Source organism: Plantactinospora mayteni, assembly GCF_016862935.1.
GTDB lineage: Bacteria > Actinomycetota > Actinomycetes > Mycobacteriales > Micromonosporaceae > Plantactinospora > Plantactinospora mayteni.
On record NZ_BONX01000102.1, the window covers coordinates 1 to 3,071 of the forward strand.

The 3,071-nt window shown below is 66.2% G+C and carries 3 protein-coding genes; all 3 read right to left on the minus strand.

The features are described 5' to 3' along the window. Positions 1-57: 57 nt before the first annotated feature. Entirely contained in the window at positions 58-807 is a 750-nt protein-coding gene (locus tag Pma05_RS42030; protein WP_203863126.1) for an endonuclease/exonuclease/phosphatase family protein, read from the minus strand. A 1,172-nt stretch (positions 808-1,979) separates the two neighbouring features. Continuing rightward, on the minus strand, positions 1,980-2,570 hold the full coding sequence (locus Pma05_RS42035) for a hypothetical protein (RefSeq protein ID WP_203863127.1): 591 nt from the start codon (positions 2,568-2,570) through the stop codon (positions 1,980-1,982). 5 nt (positions 2,571-2,575) lie between these two features. Next, positions 2,576-3,071: hypothetical protein (locus Pma05_RS42040; protein WP_203863128.1), on the minus strand; the 496-nt coding region annotated here is incomplete at its 5' end.

Below are 3,071 nucleotides of genomic sequence, written 5' to 3' on the forward strand. Positions count from 1 at the left end.
AACTCGCCGCCATCAACGAATGGCTATAACCGACTTCGACACAGGCCCTAGTAGGGACTACCAGTTCGACAGGGTCAGGTCGACCCGCTGGCCGTCGTGATCGGATTGGCCCCGGGCCCATCGCTGGGCGTCGGAAGCGCCCACTCCACGAGGCATCACGTGGTCGATCGGGATGTTACTCGCCGAGGTGCCACCCCGTCCGTCATGGATCACACCACCGTTGACGTCGAAGCCGTGGCCGCCGAAGCCACGGAGGGCCTGGGCGGACGGACTGTTGCCGGTAGTAACGGAGTTGAAGTCTCCGCCGACGACCGTGTTGCCCATCGTCTGGTCGCCGGCTATCGTGCGCAGATCGTTGATCTGGCGGGCCTGCTGCGGCGCGTGTTCGCCGCCGGTGCTCATGTGGGTACTGAACACGTCCAACTGGTTACGCTTCGTCGCCAGTAACCTGTCGGCCGCCTCGGCGTCGGTCTTCCGGTAGACCGCCAGTGCCAACTCCAACCGCTCGGCGTCCGAGTCGATCGTGTTGTCGAACGCTTTAAGCACCGCGCCCATGGTGCTCTGCGCCTGGTGGTGAGCACTCAGGCAGGCGGCGCCCGCGTCCGTGTTGCCGAACGTGGTCACCGCATCCGGGATGGTGGTCCTCTGTTGCAGGTTCGGGGTGACGGTGAATTGCACCGGTGGTGCCGGTGCGGCCGAGGGCGCCCCCGAGAATCCCTGCACGCCTGCGGAGAGTGAGGTCTGCGCCCGGCGCACCTCGGTGGCGAGATGCTGAAGCTCGTCAAAATCGACCTTGCTCATCGTCACTCCGCTGATTGTAGATGTTGTGGCGGCGAAAAGGGACGGCCGTCGAGAGTGACGCCGAACGCGGCGTAGAACGGGCGGTTCGCGACCTGCCCGTCCCGGACCTTGGCTCTGTCGCCGGTTGTGTAAAGGGGTCAGCGCGCAAGTAGGACGCGTTTGCGGAGTAGCTCGAGGCGAGCAGGATCATCGTCGAGACCGGGACCGCCGCGAGCGCTCCCAGGGCGGCCCACCGGTACGAGATGGGTGGCTGCAACGGCGCGAGGCCCGGCGGTACCGGCCGGGCGGGGCTGGGACTGACGTCGCGGTCGAGCACGTCGGCGGCGCGGTAGACCAGCGCGGCGGCCAGCCCAACCGCCACCGTGCCGAACACCGCCACACCGAGCCCGTGGAACAGGCCCCGGGCTCCGGCCGGGGACTCGCCGTTGCTGCAACAGGGCTGCCACGGTCAGCGCGACGATCAGGGCGGTCTGGCCGACCACCAGCCCGGTCACCGTGGCGTCGTAACCGTCCAAGCCCCCGACGTCTCCGAGATCCTCGAACGGCTCGGAACCGACCTCGATGGCCAGCCCGAAGCTGTAGAGCACAACGATGCACACGGATAACAAACCTGGTTGCCGACACCCATAAACGGGGGGTTTTCGGGGGGAGGTTCAAAACTCCATAGACAAAGGTTAAAGCCCTGACCAGCGATTCTGCTGGTCAGGGCTTTCTGTCTGTCGGGACGGCCGGATTCGAACCGACGACCCCTTGACCCCCAGTAGTCCGGTGGCCCAGCGGCATGCTCACGCACGTTTGCCCAGGTAACCCACAGCATAAACCAGCCGAGTAAAGGAGTCATTGCCAGCGCCCTCCACGGCTGGCAGGCCAGGAACCTGCTCATGGACCTGGGCGACCGGGCCGAGCAGTTCAAGGTCCTGGTCCTAGACCGGGCCGGCCGGGCCCGGCCGGGCAGTTCATCATCGCCTTCGCCGCCGTGCTGGCAAACACCGACACCACCGTATGCAAGATCCCATCGCGCGGCCCCACGAGTCCTTGCGGCATGAAACGCCGGTGACCAGTCCCAGGGGGAACCTCGCACTTCTGTCGTCCGCAAGCCGACCACGTCTGGAGCGTGGACGTGGTCATGGCCCGCTCCGGCCCCGTCGCCGTCGACCCATGCCTGCGGGCGCAGACCTTCAGAGCGGGTTCAGGACGAGCGCTGCGCCGTCATCGGCGATGCTGACGACGGACGACGTTCCGCGTTGCATGTATCGGTACCGCAGCTCTCGCTGGACGATCCGTTGTTGGGCAACAAGGATCTCGGTCGAGTTCCCCCCGGTGAGCGCCTCGTCAACGTCGGCTTCCACGCCGAGCACGGCCTCGAGCTGACCGCCGGGGAGCGAGATGACGTTACGTACCCCCACCACGTCAATGCCGTCCCCGCTGTAGCGGACCCGCTGTGGACGATCGGCGGCGGTACGGTTGAGGCGGTTACGCATGGCTCTCGGGGCCCAGCGTTGGAATGCTGCGTCATTGCCGGCCAGGTCAGCCAACGCTGCCCATGAGCCACGCAGCGCGGTGGCGGTGAATCCCTGGAGGCCGACAGGCCGGGTGCGGTCAAGGTCGACCTCGGGTAGCTCGTCGATCAGCACATCACTGAGATCAACCTCAAGCTCGTCGCCCTCCGCGTTCGGCCACGTTGACGGGGCGACCGCCGTCGGTGGTTCCCCAACACGGTCGGGACGATGCTGCAGTGCGTAGTACGTGACCGAGTTCTGCGCGACCACGGTACCTACCGCCAACCCGCTGGGGCATCTCCCGTCGACCACCACACCGCCGAGTTGGATCGCAGCGTGTGCCAACTGGCGGTAGGCATAAGGGCGGCTCTTGGTGCCCTTGCACTCCAGAATGCGATGCTGAAACGACCGGATCCACCTACCGAATCCGAAATCAGCAGGTAGTCCGGGCGGGATCCGGTCTGCTCCACCAGAACCCGCAACCCGCCGACGGAGATAGAACCGCTCGCGAGCGCCGCATCGATGTCGACGGTACGAACCGTCGACGCCCCGAGACGTCGGCTCTCCGCCCACGTCTCGGCGAGGTAGACCGCGAATCCGATGCCGAGTTCCTCAGAGGTGACACGCCGCTGGTTGCCGACGATCCGGCGTCCAGCAGTTGACAGCACCAGGCTACCGCCGCTACCAACAGCGAACAGGCCGAGGTAGCGGAGCAAGCCCCAGTGCGCATGCACGTCGTACAACTCGACCTGATACTGCGGCCTGGTCGCG